General features: G+C 71.6%; 14 protein-coding genes and 1 pseudogene. 12 read left to right on the top strand and 3 right to left on the bottom strand.

All coding sequences use genetic code 11. The annotated features are described in order from the left end of the window. Positions 1–3 precede the first annotated feature (3 nt). From FHR33_RS20275 to FHR33_RS20250, 6 genes are all read left to right on the top strand, one after another. A complete protein-coding gene (locus FHR33_RS20275; protein ID WP_312895633.1) occupies positions 4–816 on the top strand; it encodes a class I SAM-dependent methyltransferase in 813 nt (270 codons plus the stop codon). After that, positions 813–1,694 (top strand): lysylphosphatidylglycerol synthase domain-containing protein, encoded by an 882-nt coding sequence (locus FHR33_RS20270; RefSeq protein ID WP_183650035.1) that lies wholly within the window; start codon positions 813–815, stop codon positions 1,692–1,694. The genes FHR33_RS20275 and FHR33_RS20270 overlap by 4 nt, the downstream gene beginning before the upstream one ends. A gap of 63 nt (positions 1,695–1,757) precedes the next feature. After that, complete coding sequence (locus FHR33_RS20265; protein WP_221241172.1) at positions 1,758–2,876, top strand: glycosyltransferase family 4 protein; 1,119 nt, start codon at positions 1,758–1,760, stop codon at positions 2,874–2,876. A 32-nt stretch (positions 2,877–2,908) separates the two neighbouring features. Continuing rightward, the gene (gene manB / locus FHR33_RS20260; protein WP_246452017.1) at positions 2,909–3,988 is read left to right on the top strand and encodes a mannose-1-phosphate guanylyltransferase; all 1,080 of its coding nucleotides are present in this window, start codon (positions 2,909–2,911) and stop codon (positions 3,986–3,988) included. A 34-nt stretch (positions 3,989–4,022) separates the two neighbouring features. Then, the gene (locus FHR33_RS20255; RefSeq protein ID WP_312895632.1) at positions 4,023–4,889 is read left to right on the top strand and encodes a DNA-3-methyladenine glycosylase family protein; all 867 of its coding nucleotides are present in this window, start codon (positions 4,023–4,025) and stop codon (positions 4,887–4,889) included. A 210-nt stretch (positions 4,890–5,099) separates the two neighbouring features. Next, positions 5,100–7,775, top strand: coding sequence for a bifunctional FO biosynthesis protein CofGH (locus tag FHR33_RS20250; protein WP_183650022.1), 2,676 nt, complete (start codon positions 5,100–5,102; stop codon positions 7,773–7,775). Between the two features lie 182 nt (positions 7,776–7,957). Here the strand turns inward: FHR33_RS20250 and FHR33_RS20245 are convergent, their stop codons facing one another. Next, the gene (locus FHR33_RS20245; protein WP_183650019.1) at positions 7,958–9,262 is read right to left on the bottom strand and encodes a coenzyme F420-0:L-glutamate ligase; all 1,305 of its coding nucleotides are present in this window, start codon (positions 9,260–9,262) and stop codon (positions 7,958–7,960) included. After that, positions 9,259–10,197, bottom strand: a complete 939-nt coding sequence (gene cofD / locus FHR33_RS20240) for a 2-phospho-L-lactate transferase (protein ID WP_183650016.1) — start codon at positions 10,195–10,197, stop codon at positions 9,259–9,261. Before cofD ends, FHR33_RS20245 begins: the two co-directional genes overlap by 4 nt. Positions 10,198–10,477: 280 nt before the next feature. Here cofD and FHR33_RS20235 point away from each other — a divergent pair, with 280 nt between their 5' ends. The 4 genes from FHR33_RS20235 (at position 10,478) to FHR33_RS20220 (ending at position 16,981) form a co-directional block, all read left to right on the top strand. Further along, a complete protein-coding gene (locus FHR33_RS20235) occupies positions 10,478–12,217 on the top strand; it encodes a hypothetical protein (protein WP_183650013.1) in 1,740 nt (579 codons plus the stop codon). Positions 12,218–12,537: 320 nt separating this feature from the next. After that, a complete protein-coding gene (locus FHR33_RS20230) occupies positions 12,538–12,792 on the top strand; it encodes a WhiB family transcriptional regulator (RefSeq protein WP_221241942.1) in 255 nt (84 codons plus the stop codon). A gap of 101 nt (positions 12,793–12,893) precedes the next feature. Continuing rightward, complete coding sequence (locus FHR33_RS20225; protein ID WP_183650007.1) at positions 12,894–15,665, top strand: glycosyltransferase family 2 protein; 2,772 nt, start codon at positions 12,894–12,896, stop codon at positions 15,663–15,665. Then, a complete protein-coding gene (locus FHR33_RS20220; RefSeq protein WP_183650004.1) occupies positions 15,662–16,981 on the top strand; it encodes a DUF5719 family protein in 1,320 nt (439 codons plus the stop codon). Before FHR33_RS20225 ends, FHR33_RS20220 begins: the two co-directional genes overlap by 4 nt. A gap of 19 nt (positions 16,982–17,000) precedes the next feature. Here the strand turns inward: FHR33_RS20220 and FHR33_RS20215 are convergent. Next, positions 17,001–17,385, bottom strand: a pseudogene (locus tag FHR33_RS20215) (metallopeptidase family protein). Positions 17,386–17,599: 214 nt separating this feature from the next. Between FHR33_RS20215 and FHR33_RS20210 the strand changes: the two are divergent. Both FHR33_RS20210 and FHR33_RS20205 read left to right on the top strand, forming a co-directional pair. Further along, a complete protein-coding gene (locus FHR33_RS20210) occupies positions 17,600–17,968 on the top strand; it encodes a DUF3499 domain-containing protein (protein ID WP_183650001.1) in 369 nt (122 codons plus the stop codon). Positions 17,969–18,012: 44 nt separating this feature from the next. Continuing rightward, the gene (locus FHR33_RS20205; protein ID WP_183649998.1) at positions 18,013–19,359 is read left to right on the top strand and encodes a phosphomannomutase/phosphoglucomutase; all 1,347 of its coding nucleotides are present in this window, start codon (positions 18,013–18,015) and stop codon (positions 19,357–19,359) included. Positions 19,360–19,361: the final 2 nt, after the last annotated feature.

Here is a 19,361-nt window from a genome sequence, read left to right as displayed (position 1 = left end):
GACGTGGTGAAGGAGAAGCAGCTCGAGTACTCCGAGTTCCAGCCGGCGATGCTCGACGAAGCCAAGCGCAGGCGTAAGGCCGCGAAGATCATCGCAGTCCTCGAGCACTTCCACGGGCCGCTCGAGGGGCTGACCGTGGGCGACGTCGGCTGCTCGGCGGGGTTCATCGCCGACGAGCTCGCGGCCGCGGGCGCGGGGCGCACGCTCGGCATCGACATCGACGTGCCCGGCCTGCGCAAGGCCGCCGACCGCTTCGGCAAGCGGGTCGCCTTCATCTGCGGCGACGGCACCGCGCTGCCCTTTCCCGACGGCTCGGTCGACGTGCTGGTCTTCAACCACATCTACGAGCACGTCGTCGACCCCGACGCGGTCGTGGCCGAGATGCACAGGGTGCTGTCCGAGGACGGCGTCCTCTACCTGGGGCTCGGCAACAAGCTCGGCATCATGGAGCCGCACTACAAGCTGCCGTTCCTGTCGTACCTGCCCGCTTGGCTGGCCGACCGTTACGTGCGCGCCTCCGGCAGGGCCGACCACTACTACGAGCGCTTCCGCACCAGGCGGGGGCTGAGGAAGATGACCCGCGCCTTCTACGTGTGGGACTACACCTTCCCCGTTCTGGCCACCCCCACGGCGTTCGCGGGCGGCGAGCTGTTCCCCGGCGTGCTCGGCAGGATCGCGCAGGGTGTGCTGGCCCGCACGCCGCGGGCGGTGCTCAAGCTGATGCTGCCGCTGGTGCCCACCTACCTGTGGGTGGCCACCAAGCGGCCGCGCACGCCCGCGGGGGCCGCGCTGCCGCAGCCGCCGGAGCGGCTGTGAAGAAGGCGGTACGGCTCGGCTTCCTGCTGGTCGCGCTCGGGTTCGGCGCCTGGGTCGTCGCCTCGCAGTGGGACGCGGTCGTCGCCGGGTTCGCCATGCTCACCTGGCCGATGCTGGCAGGCTCGCTCGTCTCGGTGGTCGTCGCGCTGCTCGCGGCCATGATGACGTGGCGGACCCTGCTGGCCGACCTGGGCTCGCCGCTGCCACTCAGGCCCGCGGCGAAGGTGTTCTTCGTCGGCCAGCTCGGCAAGTACATCCCCGGCGCGGTGTGGCCCGTGCTCGCCCAGATGGAGATGGGCAAGGACCTCGGCGTGCCGCGCCCGCGCAGCGCGACGGCCTTCTTCCTGATGATGCCGATCCAGCTGGCCACCGGGCTGCTGGTCACGCTGGTCACGCTCGGCTGGGACCGCTTCGGATGGGCGCTGCTGTTCATCCCCGTGCTCCTGGTGCTCCTCGAACCGAAGGTGATCAACGCGTTGATCGGCTTCGGACTGCGCAGGCTCAGGCGCGAGCCGCTCGAGAGGCCGCTCAGCCGCAGGGGCATGCTCACGGCGCTGGCGTGGGCGCTGGCCGGATGGGGCGCCTACGGCGTGCACCTGTTCCTCCTGACCGCCGACATGGGGGCCTCGGGAGGGCTGCTGTTCGCCATCGGCGCGTTCGCGCTGACGTGGTGCCTGGGCATCATGACCTTCGTCGTGCCCGCGGGGGCGGGGGTGCGCGAGGCGGCCATGGTGGCGGTGCTGTCGCCTGTCCTCGACCGCGGCTCGGCGATCGCCCTCGCGCTGTGCTCCCGCATGGTGATCATCCTGGCCGACCTCATCTGCGCCGCCGCGGCGGGAGCCGCCGCGAGAGCCACAGTGGACCGTAATCCCGTGTGATTTGCCCCACCGGGTCGTAGGGTTGGAGTCGGACGAGGGTCTTCTGGGGAGGGATCTTTCGTGATGCCCCGAGTGCTCATCGACGCGGCGGCCGTACACGCCGACCGCGGCGCGCTCAACCGATACGTCGATGGGTTGGTCGGCGGGCTCCACCGGGCCGGCGCCGACGTGAGTGTGGTCTGCCAGCGGGCCGACGCCGACAGGTACAGCAGGATCGCCCCCTCCGCGAGGGTGGTGCAGGGTCCCGTCGCCATCGCCAACACGGGCGCCAGGCTGGCGTGGGAGCAGACCGGCCTGCCGGTGATCGCCCAGCGGGTGGGCGCGCAGGTGATCCACGCGCCCTACTACTCCATGCCGCTGCGCCCCGGGGTGCCGACCGTGGTGACCGTCCACGACGTCACCTGGTTCACCGAGCAGGAGCGGCACGCCACGGTCAAGGCGTCGTTCTTCAGGTCGGCCACCCGCACCGCCGTACGCCACGCGCAGCGGGTGATCGTGCCGTCCAAGGCGACAAGGGACGAGCTGATCAGGGTGCTGTCGGCCGACCCGACCAGGATCGACGTCGCCTACCACGGCGTCGACCACGAGATCTTCCACGCGCCGACCGAGCTGGAGAGCAGAAGGGTGGCCGACAGGCTGGCCCTGCACGGCCAGCCGTACGTCGCCTTCCTCGGCGCGCTCGAGCCGCGCAAGAACGTGCCGAACCTGATCAGAGGCTTCGCCAGAGCGGTCGAGCGCCTGGAGAACCCACCCGCGCTGGTCATCGTCGGCGGCATCCACGAGGACGACGTCGACGCGGCCGTGAGCGAGGTGGAGGCCACGGTGAAGGTGGTGCGCCCCGGTTATCTGTCCTACGCCGACCTGCCCGGCTTCCTCGGCGGCGCCCTGGTGGTGGCCTTCCCCTCGCGCGGCGAGGGATTCGGGCTGCCGGTGCTGGAGGCGATGGCCTGCGGCGCGCCCGTGCTGACCACGCACCGCACCTCCCTGCCCGAGGTGGGGGGCGACGCGGTCGCCTACACCGAGCCCGATCCCGACAGCATCGCCGCCGCGCTCGGGCAGCTCCTGGCCGCGCCCGACCGGCGCGAACAGCTGGCCGCGGCGGGTCTCGCGAGGGCGAGGGAGTTCAGCTGGGACGCCTCCGCCCAGGCACATCTGCAGTCGTATCAACGCGCGGTCGAATAGTTGGGTAACCTCACGGGGTGATGGAGAGCTCTTTGCCAGACCTCGAGGCGATTCTCCTGGTCGGGGGCCAGGGCACCCGCCTGCGTCCGTTGACGCTGGGCACGCCCAAGCCGTTGCTGCCCACGGCGGGGGTTCCCTTCCTGGCGCACCAGCTCGCGCAGGCCCGCTCCTTCGGCGTGCGGCGCATCGTGTTCGCCACCTCCTACAAGGCCTCGATGTTCGAGCCGGTCTTCGGCGACGGGTCCTCGCTGGGTCTCGAGCTGGTCTACATGACCGAGGAGACACCGCTCGGCACGGGTGGGGCGATCCGCAACGCCGCGCAGGCGCTGAGCGCGGGTCCTGGCGATCCTGTGCTGATCCTCAACGGCGACATCCTCTCGGGGCACGACGTCGGCGACCAGGTCAGGCAGCACGTCGCCCGAGAGGCCGCGGTCACGCTGCACCTGACCGAGGTGGAGGACCCCACGCGCTTCGGCTGCGTGCCGACCGACGCCTCCGGGCGGGTCACCGCCTTCCTGGAGAAGACCCCCCATCCCATGACCAACCGCATCAACGCCGGATGCTACGTCTTCACCCGCTCGGTGATCGACTCGATCCCCGAGGGGCAGGTCGTGTCGGTCGAGCGCGAGACGTTCCCCTCGCTGATCGAGTCGGGCGCTCTCGTGCTCGGCTACGCCGACAGCAGCTACTGGCTCGACGTCGGCACCCCCGCCGCCTTCGTCAAGGGCTCACGCGACCTGGTGCTGGGCAGGCTGAGCTCGCCCGCGCTCCCCGGGCCCACCGGTGAACGCCTGGCGCTCGAAGGCGCCGTCGTCTCGCCCGAGGCCAAGGTCGACGGCGGCTCCGTGGTCGGGGCGCGGGCCGTGGTCGAGGCCGGAGCCACGGTGAGCGGCAGCGTGCTCGGCGACGGCTGCGTGATCGAGGCGGGGGCGACCGTGGTCGACTCCCTCGTCGGTCTCGGCGCCAGGATCTCCAAGGGCGCCGAGGTGCGCGACGCGGTGATCGGCGACGGCGCGACCGTCGGCGCGGGCAACGAGCTGAAGGCGGGCGCGCGCGTCTGGCCCGGCGTGATCCTGCCCGAGTGCGCCGTGCGCTTCTCCAGCGACGCCTGACCTGCTCATGCGGTACGGCGGGCAGACTGGAAACGTGCGCGAGCGCCGCTACGAGATGCCCGTCGACCTGGCCGCGCTGCTGGGCCCGCACCAGCATGGCGGATACGACCCCACCTGGCGGCGAACGGGCGACGGCGCGTTCTGGATGACCAAACGCACGCCCGACGGCCCAGGAACGCTCCGCCTCACCAGGCACGGCGGCCAGGCGTGGGGCGCGGGGGCCTCGTGGCTGCTCGACTCACTCCCCGGCCTCGTCGGCGCCGACGACGACCTGTCGGGCTTCACCGTGCACCACGAGGTGCTCAAGGGGCTCGCCGTGCCGCGCATCGGCAGGAGCGGGCTGGTGTTCGAGGCGCTCGTGCCCGCCGTTCTCGAGCAGAAGGTGGTCGGCAGGGAGGCGTGGCGCGCGTGGCGGTACCTGCTGCGCAAGTACGGCACGCAGCCCCCTGGCCCCGCACCCGAGGGCATGAGGGTGATGCCCGAGCCCGAGGTGTGGCGCCAGATCCCGGCATGGGACTGGCACAGGGCGGGGGCCGAGGCCGTGCGCGCCAGGACGATCGCGACGGCCGCCTGGCACGCGGCCAAGCTGGAGGCCGCCGCCGACTCCGCCTCGCTCGACCGCCTGCTGCGGGCGTTGCCCGGCATCGGGGTGTGGACGTCGGCGGAGGTTCGGCAGCGCTGCTTCGGTGACGCTGACGCGGTGAGCGTCGGGGACTTCCACCTGGCCAAGATCGTGGGCTGGGCGCTGACAGGCGAGAAGGCCGACGACGCGGAGATGATGCGGCTGCTGGAGCCGTACAGAGGGCACAGGCACAGGGCCTGCGTGCTGGTCGGGCTCAGTGGGCTGAGGCCGCCCGCACGCGGGCCTAGGCTGTCCGCCCGTGACTACCGTTCCTTCTGAACGGCGACCTGCGCCAGTCCCTTCCATCGCGGGTGTCGCTGCCGAAGAACGGGCCGACGAGGGCGAGAACGGCGATCAGGCTGAGGATGAAGATCCAGGACATGGTGTGCTCCTTCGTTCCCTCTTATTATCTGCTCTTGCATCTATTTACGTCTATCGAGACTTTCTACGGCGCACCCTTCAGCTTTGCTTAACAGCTAATGTGCCGGTATGACCTATGTCAGCGATTCCGCCCTCCGCCGCGCCCTCGCCAGGGCCCGTGACGGCAAGGCGCTCGACCTCACCGAGGCCACCGTGCTGCTCCAGGCCAGGGACGAGCACCTCGACGCCCTGCTGGAACACGCCTCACGCGTGCGTGACGCCAACGGTCGCAACGGCGTCATCACCTACAGCAAGAAGGTCTTCATCCCTCTGACCAGGTTGTGCAGGGACCGCTGCGGCTACTGCACCTTCGCCACCGCGCCAGGCAAGCTGCCCGACGCCTTCCTCAGCCCCGACGAGGTGCTGGAGATCGCCAGGCAGGGTGCGGCCATGGGATGCAAGGAGGCGTTGTTCACGCTCGGCGACCGTCCGGAGGACCGCTGGCACCAGGCCCGCACGTGGCTGGACGAGCACGGCTACGACGACACGCTCTCGTACGTGCGCGCGATGGCGATCAGGGTGCTGGAGGAGACCGGCCTGCTGCCGCATCTCAACCCCGGAGTGCTGACCTGGCGCGACTTCCAGCGGCTCAAGCCGGTCGCGCCGTCCATGGGCATGATGCTGGAGACCACCTCGCGCGCCCTGTTCGAGACCAAGGGCGCGGCCCACTACGGCTCTCCCGACAAGGACCCCGCCGTACGGCTGCGCGTCCTGGAGGACGCGGGGCGCTCCAACGTGCCCTTCACCACCGGCATCCTCATCGGCATCGGGGAGACCATCGAGGACAGGGCCGAGTCGATCTTCGCGATCCGCCGGGTGGCCCGTGAGTACGGCGGCATCCAGGAGGTCATCGTCCAGAACTTCCGCGCCAAGCAGGACACGGCGATGCGCGGGCTGCCCGACGCCTCGCTCCAGGAGCTGGCAGCCACGATCGCCGTGACGCGCCTGGTGCTCGGGCCGAAGATGCGGGTCCAGGCACCGCCCAACCTGGTCGACTCCGAGTACGCGCTCATGATCAGGGCGGGGATCGACGACTGGGGCGGCGTCTCGCCCCTCACGCCCGACCACGTCAACCCCGAGCGCCCATGGCCGCACATCGACGAGCTGGCCACCCGTACGGCCGAGGCCGGGTTCGTCCTGAGGGAGCGGCTGACGATCTACCCGGAGTACGTGCTGGCGGGGGAGCCCTGGCTCGACCCCAGGCTTTTCGCGCACGTGGAGGCGCTGGCCGACCCGGCGACGGGTCTCGCCCTCGAGGACGCGCCGCTCGTGGGCCGTCCGTGGCAGGAGCCCGACGGGGGGTTCGCGGCCGCCGGCCGTACGGACCTGCACGTCGAGGTGGACACCTCGGGGCGGACGAACGACAGGCGCGACGACTTCGACAACGTCTACGGCGACTGGGACGCCCTGCGCGACCGCCTCGCCGCGCCCGCCGCCCCCGGCGCCCTCCTGGCGGACGGCTTCCCGCAGGAGAAGTCCACCTCTTCGGCGGTAGACGGCTCCCAGGAGACGCCCGCCTTGTCCACGGCGGCCGGCGGCCTCGGGTCGTCTCGGACCCCGGCCCCTGGCGTCGGGGTCATGGGGGACGTCGCCGAGGCGCTGCGACAGGCCGAGCGCGCCCCCGCGAGCCTCACCGACGCCCAGGCCGTCGCCCTGCTCGCCGCCGAGGGCGACGCGCTGGAGGAGCTCACCCGCCTGGCCGACCACCTCAGGCGCGAGAGCGTGGGCGACGACGTCACCTACGTCGTCAACCGCAACATCAACTTCACCAACGTCTGCTACACCGGCTGCAGGTTCTGCGCCTTCGCCCAGCGCAGGACCGACGCCGACGCCTACACCCTCTCCCTCGACCAGGTGGCCGACCGCGCCCAGGAGGGCTGGGAGGCGGGGGCGACCGAGGTGTGCATGCAGGGCGGCATCCACCCTGACCTGCCGGGCACCGCCTACTTCGACATCGCCCGCGCGGTGAAGGCCAGGACGCCTGACATGCACGTCCACGCCTTCTCGCCGATGGAGGTCATCAACGGGGCGAGCCGGACGAACCTGTCCGTCGAGGACTGGCTGACCGCCGCCAAGGAGGCGGGGGTGGACTCGCTGCCCGGAACCGCCGCGGAGATCCTGGACGACGACGTGCGCTGGGTGCTGACCAAGGGCAAGCTGCCCACCCGCGAGTGGATCGACGTCATCACCACCGCGCACCGCGTTGGCATCCCGACGACCTCGACCATGATGTACGGCCACGTCGACACCCACCTGCACTGGGTGCAGCACATCAAGCTGATCAGGCGGTTGCAGGAGCAGACGGGCGGCTTCTCGGAGTTCGTGCTGCTGCCGTTCGTCCATCACAGCGCGCCGATCTACCTGGCGGGCGTCGCCCGTCCCGGGCCGACCGCCAGGGAGAACCGCGCGGTGCACGCGCTGGCGAGGATCCTGCTGCACGGGGCGATCGCCAACATCCAGTGCTCCTGGGTCAAGCTCCGCGACGACCTGTGCCGCGAGGTGCTCCAGGGCGGGGTGAACGACCTCGGCGGCACGCTCATGGAGGAGACGATCAGCCGCATGGCGGGGTCGGAGAACGGCTCGTACAAGACCATCTCGGAGATCGCCGAAATGGTCGCCCCGACGGGCCGCCCACTCCGGCAGCGGACCACGGAGTACGGCACGCCGACGGCCGAACGGCTGGCGGCCTCGGCGGCCAGCGACGGCGTCTGCCGCAGCGTCCGCCGCACCCTCCCTGTCGTCTGACCCCTCCCCGAAGACCCGTACCTCCGGAAACCCGCAGGTTTCCGGAGGCTAGGCCTTCGAGCAACCTCGAACCCCCAGAGGCTCAGGTCGCCGAAATCTGCGGGCGCGGGGGGGTTTCGGGGGAGATCGGAGGAGGCTCTCCTCCCGAAAACGGGGGTGGCCGCGCTCCAGTCAGCCGGGCGTCAGCGGGTGAGGATGAAGTCGGCGGCGTCGCGGGGGGCGCGGTCGCGGGGAGGGGCGGCGGCGTGGCCGACCGCGACGCACCCCATCGGGTCCCACGAGTCGGGCAGGTCGAGCACCTGCCTGACCACCGGACGGCAGAACATCGTGGACGACACCCACGCCGACCCGAGCCCCTCCACGGCCAGCTGCACCAGGAAGTTCTCCACTCCCGCCCCCATCGCCACCACGAACATCTCCCGCTCGGAGGCGTTGCGGCGGTCGTCGCGGTAGGTGTGGGAGCCCTCCATCACCAGGCACGGCACCACGAGGTACGGCGCCTCGCGCAGCACGTCGCCCCTGCGGATCCGCTTGGCGATGGACTCCTCGCTGAACCCGTCGCCCTTCAGGTCGGCGATCCAGGCCTCGCGCATGGCGTCGACCAGCCTCAGCCGGGTGTCGGCCGACTCCACCAGGACGAAACGCCACGGTGTGGTGTGGTGCGGCGCGGGGGCCGCGATGCCGGCCGCCACCGCCCGCCGTACGGCCTCGGGGTCGACGGGGTCGGCGGAGAACTGCCTGATCGTACGGCGGGCGAAGACCACCTCGCGCGAGCCGTAGCGGAACATGTCCTCGTCGGCGGGGCGGATCAGCGGCCTGACGCCAGGCCCGTCGTCGTCGGTGACCAGGTGCCCGAGGCCGCGCACGACCGCGATGGGCACGCCGTCGAGCTTGCCCTTGACCAGCTCGGCGGCGGCGGCGACCTCGTCGACCAGCGCGGTGACGGTGGCGTTGAGCGGATTGCCGTGGGTGTCGGTGCCGCCCCTGAAGTCCTCGAGGGGGCGCACGCCCGCCGCGCCGATGGCCACGTCGATGAGCCCGTGGCGCCACGGGCGGCCGAAGGTGTCGGAGATGATGACGCCGACCCGGCCGCCGAGCGCCGCCCTGACGCGCCGGGCGGAGGCGTCGGAGTCGTCGGGCAGCAGCAGCACGGTGCCGGGCTCGGTGTTGGAGGCGTCGACGCCCGCGGCGGCCATGACGAAGCCGTGGCGGGTCTGCGAGATGACGGTGTCGCCACGCCTGGCGACGACGCGCTCGGTCTCCTCGGCGATGGCGTCGGCGCGGTCGGCGCCCGGGCGGACGCGCCCCTCGGCCTTGCTGACGATCTTGGAGGTGATGACGAGGATGTCGCCGTCGCGCAGCTCCTCGCCAGGCGGGAGCGCGGCCTTCAACAGCGCGGCGAGGTCGTCGCCGGGGCGGACCTCGCCGATGCCGTGGACGCCGAAGACCTGGAAGCCCTGCGGGGAGGAGGAAGCGGGGTGGGTCATCGGCTGAGCTCCTGGGCGAGGGTGAGGGCGGCGCGGGCGAGCTCCGCGGTGGCGTCGGGGTCGCTCATGAGCAGCGGACGGGCCTCCACCCGCACCCCCTCGAGCGCGACCGAGGAGTCCTCGGGGGCGACGAGCCAGCCGTCGAGCAGGTCGGACCCGTAGAGCGACAGCACCGCCTGCGCGCTGGTCTCCACGCCGATCGCCGTCAGGCACGCGTCGGCCATGCCACGCACGGGCGCGCCGCCGATGATGGGGGAGACGCCCACGACTGTCTTGCCGGTCAGAGCCTCGCGGATGCCGGGGATCTGCAGGATGGTGCCGATGCTCACCACCGGGTTGGACGGCGGGAGGATCACGAAGTCGGCGGCCTCGATGGCCGCCAGCACGCCGGGGGCGGGTGAGGCGGTGTCGGCGCCGACGAGCGCGATGGACTCGGCGGGGACCGAGGCTCTCAGGCGCACCCACCACTCCTGGAAATGGACGGCGCGGCGGCCCTGCTCGTCGGTGATGACGACGTGGGTCTCGCAGCGGTCGTCGCTCATCGGCAGCAGCCGCACCCCCGGCTGCCACCGGTCGCACAGGGCCTCGGTGACCTGGGAGAGGGTGTAGCCCGCCTCGAGCATCTGCGAGCGCACGATGTGGGTGGCGAAGTCGCGGTCGCCGAGGCCGAACCACTGCGGCTCGACGCCGTAGGCGGCCAGCTCCTCCTTGACGACGTGGCTCTCCTTCTCACGCCCCCAGCCCTGCTCCTCGTTGATGCCGCCGCCGAGTGTGTACATCACGGTGTCGAGGTCGGGACAGACCCGCAGGCCGAAGAGGGTGATGTCGTCACCGGTGTTGCCGATGACGGTGATCTCGGCGTCGGGGACGGCGGCACGCAGGCCGCGCAGGAAGCGGGCTCCGCCGATGCCACCGGCTAGGGACACGATACGCATGCGGCCAGTCTTCCACCCCCCTCCGACAACCTGTCTGGAGAGGCAGCCTTCCCTTCCTGTTGTCCTGAAATTTCGGTGTATTAGAGCTGATCGGGGACTATTGGGATAGATGAGCTTGCTGGGACTCCCGCCACCAAAGTCAGGTATGTGGCAAACTCCCCTCGGGTGGTAAGCCACCAGCTGGGGGTAACGAGTGAGCAAAATAGACGTCAGCCGACTCAGAGAGCCGGCTGCATGGATCATGCTTGCGGTCGCGGCGGGAAACGTTCTCATCGCGCTCTTGCAGATGCTGGTCGCGGAGTCGGGGACCATGACCTCCCTGCTGGTGCGTGCGCGCCTGGTGCAGGGTGAGCTGACCAGTCCGGTCGCCGCCGCCCTCGCGGTCGGCGCCGTGGTGCTGGTCACCAGGTTCGGCGACCCGACGCCCAAGGCGAAGACGGTCGCCTACGGCGCGGCGGGCACGCTGGCCGCCGGCGCCTTCTTCGGCGCGATCGCGCTGCTCCTCGGTCTGTTCTCGGGGATGGGCTTCATGAGCCTGCTCTCCTTCGTGGTGCAGGGGGTGCCGACCCTCGCGCTCACCGCCCTCGCGCTGGTCTACCTCCTGCCGCAGGTGATCACCGCACGCCCCGCCGCCCCCGCGTTCGGCGGGTACGGCCAGCAGTACCCCCAGCAGGGCTACGCCCAGCAGCCGCCGGTGCAGCAGCCGGCCACGGGCGGCCAGCCGTACGGCCAGCAGCCCCCCGCACAGCCGCAGTACGGCCAGCAGCCCCCGAGCCAGCAGCCCGCGAGCCAGCAGGTCCCGGGTCACCAGCCCCCGAGCCAGCAGTCGCCGAGCCAGGCACCGCAGGGCGCCGGTTACGCGCAGCAGCCGCCGAGTTACGGCGGCCAGCCGGGCTACGAGCAGCAGCCGGGCTTCGACCAGCGCGGTCACGAGCAGCAGGGCTACGAGCAGCAGCCGCAGAGCCAGGCCCCGCAGGGCTACGAGCAGCACGGTTACGGCAACGAGGCCTACCAGCCGCCGCAGCACTCCCAGCCGCACCAGCAGGGCCACCAGGCCGCCCATATACACTCGTCCCAGGCCCAGGCTCCCCAGCAGCCCCAGCAGGAGGCCTACCAGCCGCCCAGGCACGAGCTGCCCGCCCTGCCCGCCGCGCCCACGCCCGTGCAGCAGCCCGAACCGCAGGCTGCCGCCTACACGCCGGCCGAGACGCCGCAGAACGCCTACGCCGCGGACCCGAACCCGTACGCGCCGCAGGAGCAGAGCTCGTACGGCCGGCAGGAGCAGGGCTCCTACGGTCAGCAGGAGCCGAGCGGCTACACCCCCTCGGAGACGCTGCCGAGCAACGGGTACGCGCCGCCGCAGGAGTACCAGCCGGCCCCTTACGTGCCCGCCGACAGCCTGCCCAACGCCTACACGCCGTCGCACAGCACACCGAACGTCTACGAGCCGCAGCCCTACCAGCCGGCCGACACCGCGCCGGGCTCGTCCTTCCAGCAGCCCGAGCACTACCAGCAGCCCGAGCCTTACCAGCAGCAGTCCGAGCCCTACCGGGCGGCCGACGGCTACCAGCCGTCCGAGGCGGGGCAGGGGTCGCCGTACCAGCCGCAGGAGTCTCAGCAGCCCTACTACGAGCAGCCTCCCGCCTTCGAACCGCAGGGCGGCAGCCCCTTCACCGGCTACTCGGCTCAGGAGTACGCCCAGCAGGCCCAGCCGCACTACGGCGAGCCCGACCCGCCCGTCGACCCGCGCTCGCAGCAGATGCTGCACGCCTACCAGCAGGCCGAGACCTACCAGCAGTCCACCGCGGGCACCCATCCGCAACTGCACTTCGACCCCGCGCAGCCGTACCAGCAGTCGTACGACGACCCGTTCGGCCACCCGCAGACCCCGCCGGCGACCCCCTACCAGCAGGGGCCGCACGCGGACTCGACGCTCAGGTTCGACCAGAGCGGCTACCGCCCTGGTGACGACCCGATCGACCCCACGGCGATCTACACGCCGAACGATCCGCGCCGGTAAGACTTCGGTCAACACGGGATAGAGAGAAGGTGGGCCCTGGGCGGGCGTCAAGCCTGCCCTGGTACGGTTCCGACCGCTGACAGCGTTGATGAAGTCACGTCAAGGCCATGGAATCCGGTTTCGGCCGGTCCCGAACAGCACATGGCAAGCACACCGGGGCGAGAGGGTCTTTCCCCGGATACCGGCATGCCGCTTGACGTTACCTACGGCACGCGCGTGTAATTACAGCCATGTTGTTACGCCTCCAGGGTGGGTATGAAGGAGGCGTTCATGGGGGGCTCCATTGCGGGCGGGCGGCAGGGAGGTGTGCAGTGACCGAGTTGGTGGTCATCGCACAGGAACAGCTTGACGCTGAAGAACTCGGCTGGCAGGAGCGTGCACTGTGCGCGCAGACTGACCCTGAGGCGTTCTTCCCGGAGAAGGGTGGCTCCACCAGAGAGGCCAAGAAGGTGTGCCGTTCCTGCGAGGTGCGGGCCGAGTGTCTTGAATACGCACTCGAGCACGACGAGCGGTTCGGCATCTGGGGTGGGCTGTCCGAGCGGGAACGCCGAAGGATCAAGAAGGCGGCCGTCTAGGAATATTCACAAGGGTCACGCGGCGGCTGCTGTCTGCCGCGTGACCCTTTCGACTGTTATGGTGTCCGGCGCTGATCATCCCCCTGGTTGGAGCCGCGCCGATGTCCGCACCGCTCGTCACCGCCATCGTCGTGGCTCACGACGGAGCCCGCTGGCTGGGTGAGACGCTGGGTGCGGTGCTGGGGCAGAGCCGCCCCGCCGACAGGGTGGTCGGCGCCGACAACGGTAGCCGCGACGGCTCGGCCGACCTGCTCGAACGCGCGCTGGGCGCGGGCAACGTGCTGCGCCTTTCCCGCTCGACCGGCTTCGGCGCGGCGGTGGCCGAGGTCCTCGGCAAGCTCGAGGCGGCAGAGGACGAGTGGATCTGGCTGCTCCACGACGACTGCGCCCCCGATCCGCACGCGCTCCTGCACCTGCTGATGGCCGCCGAGCGCGACCCCAAGGCGGCGGTTCTCGGCCCGAAGCTGCGCGATTGGATGGACCGCAAGCTGCTGGTCGAGGTCGGCGTCACCGTCGACAGGTCGGGCAGGCGCGACACGGGCCTCGAAGCGCGTGAGTACGACCAGGGTCAGTACGACGGCGACCGCGACGTGCTGTCGGTCTCGTCGGCGGGCATGCTCGTGCGCCGCGACGTGTGGGAGCGGGTCGGCGGCATCGACCCCTCACTCGAACTGTTCCGTGACGATCTCGACCTGTGCTGGCGGGTGCGCAACGCGGGTCATCGCGTCGTCAACGTCAGGCGCGCGGTCGCCTACCACGCCGAGGCGGCGGCGCGCAGGAGGCGGCGCATCACCGCCAGCGGCGACCATCCGAGACGGCTCGACCGGCGCAACGCGATGTTCGTCGTCATGGCGAATCTGCCATTCACAGCGATGCTCTGGGCGCTGGTGCGCAACGTGCTCGGCTCGATGATGGCCACGCTGCTGTTCGTCGTGGCCAAGCAGCCGGCCAACGCCTACGACGAGGTGGCGGCCCTCGGCTCGGTGCTGCTGCATCCGGGGCGCCTGATCAAGGCGAGACGCGCCCGCAAACACGGCCGAAAACAGGGATATTTCGCGATAAAGAAGCTGCTGACTCCGCGCGGAGCCGCCTACCGCCGCCTGTCCGATCTGGTGCAGGGCTTCCTGGCGGGGGAGGGCCCGGTGGAGTCGGCCGGCCGTCACCACGCGGTCGTCGCGCCGCCCAGTGAGGAGGACGACCTCATCCCGGACGACGCGGGCTTCCTCCGGCGTTTCCTCAGCCGTCCCGGCGTGCTCCTCACGCTGGCGCTGACCGTGGTCGCGCTGGTCGCCGAGCGCGACGTGCTCGGCGGCCCGCTGCTGGGCGGCGGCGCGCTGGTGCCGGTCGTCGGACAGGCCGCCGACCTGTGGCGCTTCTACCTGGAGGGCTTCCACGACACGGGGCTGGGGTCGAGCGCGTGGGCGCCGCCGTACGTGGCGGTCGTCGCCGCCGTCTCCACGCTGTTCCTCGGCGAGACGTGGCTCGGGGTCTCGGTGCTGCTGCTCGGCTCGGTCCCGCTGGCCGGCGCCTCCGCCTACCTCGCCACCCGCACGATCATCCCCGCCGTTCCTGCGAGGATCTGGCTGGCGGCCAGTTACGCGCTGCTCCCCGTCGCCACCGGCGCGATCGCGGCGGGCAGGCTCGGCACCGCCGTGGTCTTCGTGCTGCTGCCCGTCTACGCGGGCCTCGGCGTGCAGCTGCTGTCGGCCGAGCCACGCAGGGCCCGCCGCGCGGGCTGGGGGCTCGGCCTGCTGCTGGCCGTGGGCACCGCCTTCGCTCCGCTGGTGTACGTGCTGCTCGCGGTGCTCGGCGTGCTGGCCATGATCGCCTTCGGCAGGGTACGGCAGCTGGCCACGGCGCTGGCCGTGCCGCCGGTGCTGCTCTACCCCTGGCTTCGCGGCTTCGCCGACCACCCCGGCCAGCTGCTCCTGGAGGCCGGGCTGCACAGGTCGTCGCTGATCGACCCCGCGCTGCCGCCGCACGCGCTGCTCACCTTCAGCCCCGGAGGGCCTGGGCTGCCGCCGTTCTGGGTCACCGCGGGGCTCATCGCGACGGCGCTGGCCGCCCTGCTCTTGCGCCGCCAGCGCATGATCGTCGCCATCGGCTGGGGCGTGGCCGTGTACGGCGTGCTCGCCGCGATCCTGGTCAGCCGGGTGACCGTCACCTCGGCAGCGGGAGGCGAGGCGGCCAGGGCGTGGCCGGGCATCCCGCTGGCCTTCGCCGCGACGGGGCTGCTCGTGCTGGTCGCCTTGACCGCGCACCGGCTGGCCGAACTGCGGGCGGCGGGTGGGCTGCGCAGGCTGGTCGCGGTGGTCGCGGTCGCCGTCGCCTTCAGCACGCCCGTGCTGGCCGCCGGCTTCTGGATCGCCTCGGGCACGCGCGGCCCGCTGAGCGGCTCGACGCCCGACCCGATGCCGGCGCTGGCCGAGGGGTCGAGGACCCTCCTGCTGCGTGGAGACTCCTTCACGGTGCTGCACCGCCGTACGCCCCTGCTGGGCGAGGCCGAGCTCCCGGTGCCGCGGCAGGCCCGTGACCAGGTGGCAAGGGCGGCGGCAGGCCTGGTCGCAGGGCGCGGCGGCACCGACGCCGCCACCCTGGCGGCCCTCGGCATCACCCACGTGGCCGTCGTGCGACCGGCGCCGGGGGTGACCAGCGCGCTCGACTCCCAGCCGCAGCTCACCCATCTGAGCCTGACGGAGGGTGAAGGGGTGTGGCGCCTGGTCGAGCCGCCCGCGCGGGTGAAGGCGCCGCCGGAGGATCCGCTGCGCGTGCCCATGCTGTGGGCGCAGGCCGCGCTCACCGCTCTGGTGCTCGCCCTGGCCGCGCCCGGCGCCCGCACGGCCGATCCTCTCGTGGTGGCGGTGGCCCGATGAAGGGGTTCGTGGAGAACAGGTTCGGCCTCGTGGCGCTGGTCCTGATCGCGCTCGGCGCGCTGTACGGCCTGGCCTTCCTGACACGTCCCGCACAGGAGGCGCCGCCCGCGAGGGGCCCGCAGAAGGTCGCCGTGGAGTCGGTGGTGGCCGTCTGCCCCGCGCCTCGCGGCGCCGAGGTGGCCGTGCTGAGCGCGCCGGGCGAGGGGACCGTGACCGTCGGGTCCGCCCAGGTCAAGGAGCCGGGCAAGCTCTGGCGCGAGCCGGTCAAGGGAGACGGGCCCGTCGTGGTGAAGGCCACGGGGAAGGCGGCGCAGGGCCTGGAGGCGTCGTTCGGCACGAAGACGGCCAAGGGGCGCTCGCGCGGCCTGGCCGGGGTGCGCTGCACCGAGCCGGCGGGGACCACGTGGCTGATCGGGCCAGGCCCCTCCGCCGCAGGGGTCACGCTGCACCTGACCAACGCCGACGCCGCGCCCGCGCTGGCCGACGTGCTGGTCTACTCGGCCGAGGGACCCGTGCCCAGCGACGCGGGGCGGGGGATCACCGTCAAGCCCGGGGCACACGTCGAACTCGATCTGAACGAGCTCGCCCCCTCGGCCACCGTGACCGCGGTCGGCGTGACCACGAGCACCGGCAGGCTCGCGGTGGCGGCGAGAGCGGTGATGGACGGGCGAGGGGTGGACTGGCTGCCGGCCTCGGCCCCTCCCGCCACGCGGGTCGTGGTGCCGGGGATCCCCTCGGGCGAGGGAAAGCGGGAGCTCCTGGTGGCCGCGCCGGGAAAGCTGGACGCCGCCGTCCAGGTGCGGGCGGTGACCACGGACGGCAGTTATGCGATGAAGGGGCGTGAAACGCTCGATGTGATCGCCGGAACCGTGGCGGTCATGGAGCTGACCAAGGGCCTCGACGGCCAGGCGGCCGCGGTGGAGCTCGTTTCGGACGTGCCCGTGGTGGCCGGGATGGTGATCTCCACCTCCGTGGACGTGGCCTTCAGCGCGGGGACGCCGCCGCTCGACCTGGGCGGCGCCGTCGCCGACAACGGCAAGGGCTCGTCGCTGGTGCTCACCGCCGTGGGCGGTCCCGGACGGGTGAAGGTGGGCACGGCCACAGTGGACGTCCCGGCCTCGCGCACCAAGGTGGTGAAGGTCAAGGCGGGCACGGGCCTGGTGGTGACGCCGGTGTCGGGACAGGTCTACGGCGGGCGGGTGACGAGCGAACGGACCGGGGCGGGGACGCTGATCACCGCCCAGCCGCTGTCGCAGGGCAGGATCTGGACGTTGCTGCCCACCTACACCGACGACCCCGCCGTCGTGCTGCCCTGAGAGGCGGCTTGCCCGGTGCTCAGCCGCGCTCGTCGTAGCCGGGGTCGACCGTCTCGGGCGACAGCCCGAGCAGCGTGGCCACCTGCTCGACGACCGTGTCGTGGACGAGCGCGCCCAGCATGTCGCGGTCGCGGGCCCCGAGCCTCCAGCGGTCGCCGGTAGATCACCACGGAGGCCGGATCGGCGCCCGAGGCGGTGTCGGCCCTGCCGAAGGGGATCGGCTCGGAGCCGAGCCGGCCGGGGCCGTCGCCGAGCTCGCTGACCGGAGGCACCTCCTCCACGGCGAACTCCACGGCCGCCAGCTGCTTGCCCCACTGCGGCTTGAGCCTGTCGACCGCGTCGAGCACCAGGTCGTCGAAGCGCTCGCTGCGTGAGCGGGCGATGGGGACGTAGGAAGGGGCCAGCGGACCGCGAAGCCCGCGACCATGGCGGTCACGCCGCCGGGGACCACGCGTCGGTGTCACCACTCAAGCTTAAGCTTTCGGACGCACCCAATCAGGGCCCCCCATCGGTACAGGTGGGTGTAAACGCTGTGACAGGTGTCCGAATTGTGGCGACACGCTCGTTAAGAGCGCTCAGGTAGTGGCGCCTCGCACTCTTACCGGATACGGTCCCTCCGTGAGCCCCGTCCGTCGCTGTTCCCGCACTGCTTGCAGTCAGCCCGCCGTCTTCACGCTCACGTACGTATACGCCGACTCGACCGCGGTTCTCGGCCCACTGGCGACGTACGCCGAGCCACATTGCTATGACCTGTGCGCCGAACACGCCGAACGGCTGACCGCCCCCAGGGGGTGGGAGGTCGTCCGCCTGCCGACGGACGGCGGCAGCCCGAGCACCGACGATCTCGAAGCGCTGGCCAACGCCGTCCGTGAGGCGGCGCGCCCCGCGCCGTCCGGCGGCACGGAGCCGGTCGGCCAGGGCGTCGAGGTGGGCCGCCGAGGTCACCTGCGTGTCCTTCGCTCCGCCCAACCCCACCGGGAGCGCTAGTAGGCTCGTCTCAGTCAGACAGGCGACCACCAAGGGGCGGGCGAGTGGGCGATCTCTCCAAGATCTTCAAGGCGTACGACGTGCGCGGCGTGGTGCCTGAGGAGCTAGACGAGGAGACCGCCGAGGCCGTGGGGGCGGCGTTCGCGGACGTGACGGGCGCGGCGCAGGCCGTCCTCGCCCACGACATGCGCGTCTCCTCGCGCGCGCTGGCCGACGCGTTCATCCGCGGCGCCACCAGCAGGGGCACCGACGTGATCGACGCGGGGCTCGGCTCCACTGATCTGCTCTACTACGCCAGCGGCAGCCTCGACCTGCCCGGCGTCATGTTCACCGCGAGCCACAACCCCGCGCGCTACAACGGCATGAAGATGTGCCACGCGGGGGCCGTGCCCGTCGGCACCGACACCGGGCTGACCGCGATCCGCGACAGGGCCGCCGCCTATCTCGAGAGCGGCATCCCCGCGGGCAAGCCGGGCAGCACGATCGAGAAAGACCTGCTCACCGGCTACGCCGAGCACCTGCGCACGCTGGTCGACCTGTCGGGCATCAGGCCGCTGCGCGTGGCCGTCGACGCGGGCAACGCGATGGGCGGCCACACCGTGCCCGCCGTCTTCCAGGGGCTGCCGATCGAGGTGACGCCGCTCTACTTCGAGCTCGACGGCACCTTCCCCAACCACGAGGCCAACCCGATCGAGCCGGAGAACCTGCGCGACCTGCAGAGGGCCGTGCTCGAGGGCGGCGCCGACCTGGGGCTGGCCTTCGACGGCGACGCCGACAGGTGCTGGGTGATCGACGAGCGCGGCGAGTCGGTCTCGCCCTCCACGATCACCGCGCTGGTCGCCGCTCGCGAGCTGGCCAAGCATCCCGGCTCGACGGTCATCCACAACCTCATCACCTCGCGCGCCGTCCCCGAGATCATCGCCGAGCACGGCGGCGTACCCCTGCGCACGCGCGTCGGTCACTCCTTCATCAAGGCCGAGATGGCCCGCACGGGCGCGGTCTTCGGCGGGGAGCACTCGGCCCACTACTACTTCCGCGACTTCTGGTTCGCCGACTCGGGCATGCTGGCCGCGCTGCACGTGCTGGCCGCTCTCGGCGAGCAGGAGCAGCCGCTGTCGCGGGTGCTGGCGCCGTACTCCCGCTACACCGAGAGCGGCGAGATCAACAGCACCGTCGCCGACCAGCGCGAGGCCCTGGTGAAGGTCCGCGAGCAGTTCGCGGGCCGCGGTGAGGTCGACGAGCTCGACGGCCTGACAGTGACGGGGTCAGGCTGGTGGTTCAATCTCCGTCCGTCCAATACCGAGCCGCTGCTCAGGCTGAATGCCGAGGCGGCCGACGAGAGCCAGATGGCAGCGATCAGGGACGAAGTCCTCGCTGCTGTGAGGAGCTGAAC

Source organism: Nonomuraea dietziae, from assembly GCF_014195505.1.
GTDB classification, from domain to species: Bacteria; Actinomycetota; Actinomycetes; order Streptosporangiales; family Streptosporangiaceae; genus Nonomuraea; species Nonomuraea roseola.
This window is presented reverse-complemented; position numbering and strand designations above follow the sequence as displayed.